Raw genomic sequence first — 6,562 nt, 5'->3', positions numbered from 1 at the left:
CTCAATGGCTTCCAATAAAGAAATGACGGTAGTAGCGGTAAAGGCGCTGCCGGATGCTCAGTGCGGGGGCTTTGGCGCGGGCCTGTTCCAACAGCGTAACGGCGGTTTCCGCGTTACAAAGCTGGCCCGTGCGTGGGTCGACGTAGGTGGGGTAGCGTATCAGCGTACCGGCCACGAGCTCATCCAGGCTCAAGTGGCGGGTACGCCGGGTACACTGCATGGCGTCCAACGTTAACCCCCAGCCCGCATAGAAAGGCAGCCCGTAGGTGCTGACCTGGCAGCCGCGCAGCAGCGCCTCGAACCCGGTGAGCGAACTCATGGTGTGAACCGCCTCTACCTGCTCCAGCAGCGCCGAGATGTCCAGATGGCTGGCGTCGAGATCATACAGGGTTGCGGCCTGGTTATCGAGTTTACCCACCCGCGCACCGCTCAACACATCCGGGTGCGCCTTGTAGATGATGAATGCGTCCGGATGCGCGCTGCGCACCGCTTTTAAAAGCGCGCTGTTGGTGCTCAACTGGGGCGAGCCCGTGGCGATCGAGGCATCGCTTTCCACCTGGCCCGGTACCAAAATCGTGGGCACGTGACCGGGTAGATCGAGCGCCGTTTGCCCTTGAACGTTGTATTTCGAGAGCTTGAGCGTGACCAGCCGGGTGCGAAGCGCGGCCGCGCGTTTAAGCTCATCGTCAGTAAATACGCTGTCGCTTAGCAGCGTTTCCAGATCGCTTGGCTGGCTGGGGTCGTAATAAATGCCCCGACGGTCGATGACCAGCGAAAGCGGCCGGGCCAGATCCACTCCCAGCCCCACCGAGCGTATGAAGCCGTCTTCTATTCGCCATAGCCGCTTGAGCTTTGCCGGGTAGCGCGCCTTGAACGCCGCATCGATACGGCTCGACCATACCAGCAGGTGCGGGGCTTTCTCGCTGCCTTCTGGGGGTTGAGTGGCTGGCGCCGGCGCTGCTTTCCCCGGCGTTTGAACCGGTGGGTCCTCGGGCAGTGTTTTTTGGAAATCGACCGTGGCGGCGGGGCCCAAAAAGTCCCCAATAAAGCCGCGCTTCCAAACCGAGAAGCCACAGGCTTGCCAGTGCCCCTGCAGGCGCTCCTTTTGGCGTTTTTGGTCCTGAATCAGCGCAATGGTGGCTTCCAGGCTGCTGGGCTCGCCGGTGTAGGGGTTGGCATAACGGCTGTAGCGCAGGTAGGCGGCGGCGAACACCTCGGCAAGCGTGCGCCTGGCTACCCGGCGCGGGCAGGTGAGCTGGTCCTGGGTGAGCCCCCACCCGGCATAGAAGGGCAGGCCGAAGCAGTGGACGGTCTTGCCGGCGACCAGCGCCTCGAAACCAAGCTGGCTGGTGACGACATACACGGTGTCGACCTGGTCAAATAGCGCCCAGGGATTGAGGTCCTGGCTGATCACCCGACAACGAGGGTGATCGGCGGCGCCCAGCAGGTGGCCCTGTTTGGTGCCGGCGACGACATCCGGATGAATCTTGACCCATATAGTGCTTTGCGGGTGCGCCTCTAGCGCGTGCTCCAGCATTCGGGTAAAGCTTGCCGACGAGGCCTGGCCGTAATGAATGGAGGCGTCGTTGGCGGTTTGGTCCACCACCAGCACGTTGGCCTCAGACGTATTTTTAGCAGACGTGCCTTCAAGCGGCGTATCCGGGGCGTGGTTGTACTTCGATAGCCGCCCGCGCTCGAGCAAGGCCATGCAGCGCTTGGCGCGTGCCAGCTCCTCATGTTCGAAGACAGCGTCATTTAGCTGGTTTTCGAGATCGCTTGGGCGCGTGGCGTCGTAATAGATGCCGGTATAGTCGGCTACCAGGCTTTGCGGTTGATAGCCCTGCGCCCCCAGCCCCAGGGACCTGATAAAGCCATCTTCCAGGGACACGTAGGGAAGCGCGTGGCGGGCAGCAAAACGCCGGGCACGCAGGCTGGTGGGTTTGAGCCCCCAGCCAATGACGGCGCTGGGCGGGCCGGAAAGCGGCCCAAGGCGTCTCAGTGCGTCAAATTCAGGCAGCAGTGCGTGAAGATGGGGAATTTTACCAATCCCTTGCGAGGTGTAGCCTGCCGTGTGTTTTGCCATGTAACGCCATAGATCCTGAGGTGAAAGCCGTCATCGGGTCGGAATGTTACGCAGTTCGACCTTTCAAATGCCATAAAGTGTACGAAAATAATCCCCCTTCACTCGCGTGAATAAGGGCGTATTTTGAATGACTTGTTAGCAAGAATTAATTAAGGTGGAAACGGTGGCTAAAGTATGTGAGCCTTAAAAGATTAATTAAAACTAGCTTTGCCGCCTGGCTTGGCAATGTAGGCTAACCCATTTGCAAGATTACCCGCATCCGGCTGCTGATCGAGACTCTTCGGTACCCGGCGGCTTCATGGCGGCTAGCATTCTACTGCCACTGTCGTTCAAAGAAAATTGACGAATAGGTACAATCGGTGCTGCCAGCCCACCTACACAAAAGACTGACCCCATTTCGATCCCTCAAAAGCCGACTGCTGCTGGGGCTCTCCGTTACGCTACTGATAGTGGCCGCGATCATGCTGGGGCTAACGTGGCAGGTCGGTAAAAACATGTTGCAAGACGCCAACGTAACGCACCTGCGCTACGAGGCCAATCTGGTGTCCGATGAGCTCACCCAGCAGGTCGAAAACCGCATCGACGCCTTGCAGCGTTTGAGCGAGGCGATCGGCACCGCCAATGACGCCGAGTGGGTGCAGTACGAACTCAGTAAAAACGACTCGCTGCTCGCCTGGTTCGAGGGCGTCGTCGTCAGTAACGCCTCTGGAACCCTGATTGCAGACTGGCCCAGTATCGTGGGGCGAGTGGGCCTGGAAACCGCCGATCAGGAGCATTTTCGGATGCTGCGCGGCACGCGAAGTCCCTATGTTAGTGAGCCTTTCGTGGGGCGCGCCAGCAACACGCCACTCGTGCTGGTCGGGGTGCCTCGAATAGACCGGGAAGGCCAGTTTCAAGGTTTCATTGGCGGCGTGGTGAGCCTGGACGCTGGCGGGCTATTTGGCCGCCTGGCGAAAATCCGCCTTGGGGATGACGGCTTCTCGGCCATTTATACGGCGTCCGGCAAAGTTCTTTACCACCCCGACGCACAGCGGGTGAATACCGCCATTGACAAACCCAGGGCCTACCCCTGGCTCGATATGGCGCTGGATGGCTGGCGGGGTGAGGGGGCCGGCGCGCTTTTCAGCGGGCGTAACCTTTACCAGGCCTACTCCCAGGTGTGGCCGGCCAATTGGATCGTGGCGCTTTATTTACCCGTCGATCAGGCACAAACCCCCTTGTCGGATTTCATCTACCGGCTATGGTGGATTTGGGTGGCGCTGGCGCTGTTGCTGCTCCCCCTTCTATGGTGGCTGCTGGCGCGTATACTTTCGCCGCTCAACCAGCTGGAGTCGCAAATCGACGAAGTGGGCCATGGCGGGCGCTCCCACGTGGCGCTGGCCACCCGTATGCAGGAGCTTCAACAGGTCGCGCAGACCTTCAACCGCGTAGAGGACGAGCGCCAGCAGTTGATGACCAATCTCCACGAGCGCGAAGCGTTTTTGGATTCGGTGCTGAACTCGAGCCCCCAGGGCATGTTCGTGGCCAACTTCGACGGTCGCATCACTTACATGAACCCCGCGCTTTTGAAGATGCTGGCGATACCCCCGGATATGCTCATGGAGGCCTGGCTCAAGCAGATTCACCAGGACGACCGCCAGGGCGTGATCGATCTATGGCAGCACAGCTTAAAAACCGGCCAGGATTACGTGCGCCAACTGCGCTTTACCACAAGCGGTGATGAAATGCTCTGGCTGGATGTTCACGCCCGGGTGGTCATGCTTTCCCAGGGCGGGCACTCGCTGGGCCTGGTCGGGGTGGTCAAGGACATTACCGAACGCCGCCAGCAGGAAGCCCTGCAGCGCTGGGAAGCCGAACACGACCCGCTCACGGGCCTGCTCAACCGGCGCGGTTTCCTGCGCCGCCTGGAAGAGGCGTTCGCCGATTTCCAAAAAACCAGCACGCCCTCGGCGCTGCTCTTGTTCGATCTCGATCACTTCAAACCGATCAACGATGAAGGCGGCCACGCCCTGGGCGATGAAATGCTGCGCCGGGTCGCCCAGGTGATCGCCTGGGAAGTACGCCGCAGCGACCACGTGGCCCGCCAGGGGGGCGATGAATTCGCCGTGCTGCTACCCAGCTGCACCCTGATTCAGGCGCGGCGCATTGCCGAGTCGTTGCGTCAGGCGGTCAGCGAGGTCTCGGTCACCCACGCGGGCAAAGTGTATAACGTCACGCTCAGCATGGGCGTGACGCAATTCGACGAGGACGACGAGTCGGTCGAGGGCTCGCTCGAGCGCTCGGACGCCGCAAGCTACGAGGCAAAGGCCCGCGGGCGTAACGAAGTGGTCGTCAAACTGCCTGGCCAGCTCGACTCCATGACCCTATTCGACTGACACCGGTACGCCGGTGTCAGTCGGCAGGGCGTTGCGGTACTATCTTTCACTCTTATTCTCTCACTCTTTATCCATGACCCGTCCATACCTATGAGACACCCTTTACCCATTAGAGCAGCCCTGTGGACCTTTTAGAGCTCTTCGCGCGTACGTTAGACATTACCCTGCCGGTTTTTGCCATGGTGTTTATTGGCATCGTTTTGAAGCGGCTCAAGTTGATCGACCGGGCGTTCGTCTCGACCGCCTCGGCGCTGGTTTTTCGTGCAACCCTTCCGACGCTGATTTTTCTTAGCCTGATTCAGGCGGACCTAAGCGTAGCGCTGGATATCCGCCTGCTGGTGTTTTTTGCACTCGCCACGGTGGGCCAGTTCTTCGTGAGCTGGCTGTGGGCGCGCTACCGGGTGGTTCATTCTGAGCGTGGCATTTACGTACAGGGTGCCTTTCGGGGCAATGGCGGGGTCGTGGGGCTGGCCCTGGCCGCTGGCATGTACGGCAATTACGGCCTTTCGGCGGGGAGTCTGCTGCTGGGGCTGGTCATCGTGCTGTATAACGTGCTCTCGGTGTGGGTGCTGTCGGTGTATCAGCCGGGCGCGACCACCAACTGGCGGGCCATGCTCAAAAACATCGCCACCAACCCGTTAATTCTGAGCGTCGTGCTGGCCATTCCCTTTACCGCGCTTTCGGTCGAGCTGCCCAACTGGGTGATGACCTCCGGCAACTACTTTGCCTCGCTTACGCTGCCGCTGGCGCTGATTTGCATTGGCGCCACGCTCTCTGCGGCCAGCCTGCGTAGCGGCCACCAGGTGGCGCTTAGCTCCAGCGTGATGAAAATGGTGGTGCTGCCCACGGCCTCTACCGTCATCGCCTGGCTTTGCGGGTTCACCGGCGAGCAGCTGGGCCTTTTGTTCCTGTTTTTCGCAAGCCCCACGGCGGCGGCTAGTTTCGTTATGGCCAAAGCCATGAACGGCAACGTGACCCTGGCCGCCAACATCATCGCCCTGACCACGTTAATGGCCAGCCTGACGATTACCCTGGGCATTTTCGCCTTACGCCTGCTGGGCTGGATTTAATGCCACCGGTTGGCCTATACGGCCGGCCGCGCTATACTACGCGCCCCGCAATACCTTAAAGTCCCTGTAGCTCAGTAGGATAGAGCAGCCGCCTCCTAAGCGGCAGGTCGCAGGTTCGACTCCTGCCAGGGACGCCATTTCATTACGCCAACGGCGTCCGTCGTACTTTCCCCGACGCTAAAAGGGTTCGCTCATGACGAAGGAAGACCTTAAATTACAGCTCCTCGCCGGCCCGTCGTTTCTGTTGGTGGGCGTGGGCATCATGATTCTTTCATCCTCTGATCCCAGCGAAATCCATCCCGCCCTGGATAACCCGACTATTGCATACGCCGCGTTTCTTATGGGCGGCATAGGCGTCGCTATTTCTGTGGTGAAGGGCATTCGGATTTTTATGCGGCGTTAAGCAGGCTTGGTCATTACTCGCTTTCTACGCCGTTAGCCCGCCAAGCTGAAGCAACCGAGTACGCATTACCCATTCGCTTTGAATGCCATTTGAAATAGCGTGAAGCTGTGCCCAACTTGGCCGCCGCATGGGCAAACGATGCTGGTATGGGACCGACGCCCCGCCTTTGTGCGGGGCGTTCGTATGTCAGGGCTCAGCGAGAGAAGGGGAGCTACTGAGTGTGGCTATAGACCGTCTGAATAGGATGTTGCCAACCTCATACCCACTTATCGGCCGCGCCCCACGGCGCGCTATCGATACCCCGCCCCGCCCGCGCGCTAAATGTAGTGGTTTTTATGCACCCCCGCACCCGCCGCTAAGCCGCGGCACTGCTGGTCTGGCTGGCAAAAAATGGGTGCATGAAAATTATGCGAATTCATGCGAGGTTATGCAGTTAATGTGGAGGAGATGTAGGGCAAGCTTCTAAAACTATTCCATCGGTTGGCCGATAGCTAAGAAAGGCATACCTGAAAAGGCCTAGAAGTGCCGAAGCGTTCCGGCGCAGGGTGGCCTAGAGTTGTAGCTAGACGGGTTGCGCTGGTGTAAATGAATGGGTAATACTGCTAATAATAATTAAATTAGAGGTCAGGGT

The 6,562-nt window shown here is 59.4% G+C and carries 4 protein-coding genes and 1 tRNA gene; 4 read left to right on the top strand and 1 reads right to left on the bottom strand.

The genetic code is table 11. The features are described 5' to 3' along the window. Position 1: 1 nt before the first annotated feature. Entirely contained in the window at positions 2–2,083 is a 2,082-nt protein-coding gene (locus ACWFVE_RS10255) for a capsular polysaccharide biosynthesis protein (RefSeq protein WP_447529171.1), read from the bottom strand. Positions 2,084–2,544: 461 nt separating this feature from the next. Here ACWFVE_RS10255 and ACWFVE_RS10250 point away from each other — a divergent pair, with 461 nt between their 5' ends. From ACWFVE_RS10250 to ACWFVE_RS10235, 4 genes are all read left to right on the top strand, one after another. Continuing rightward, entirely contained in the window at positions 2,545–4,458 is a 1,914-nt protein-coding gene (locus ACWFVE_RS10250; RefSeq protein WP_447530525.1) for a sensor domain-containing diguanylate cyclase, read from the top strand. A 122-nt stretch (positions 4,459–4,580) separates the two neighbouring features. Then, positions 4,581–5,528 carry an AEC family transporter gene (locus ACWFVE_RS10245; protein WP_447529170.1) on the top strand — a complete coding sequence of 316 codons (948 nt, stop codon included), beginning with the start codon at positions 4,581–4,583 and terminating at the stop codon, positions 5,526–5,528. 60 nt (positions 5,529–5,588) lie between these two features. Next, positions 5,589–5,665, top strand: a tRNA-Arg gene (locus tag ACWFVE_RS10240). Between the two features lie 56 nt (positions 5,666–5,721). Then, a complete protein-coding gene (locus ACWFVE_RS10235; protein ID WP_447529169.1) occupies positions 5,722–5,931 on the top strand; it encodes a hypothetical protein in 210 nt (69 codons plus the stop codon). Positions 5,932–6,562: the final 631 nt, after the last annotated feature.

The organism is Vreelandella mediterranea (genome assembly GCF_970647075.1).
The sequence above is the reverse complement of the archived record's forward strand: the minus strand, read 5'-3'. Positions and strand labels throughout refer to the sequence as shown.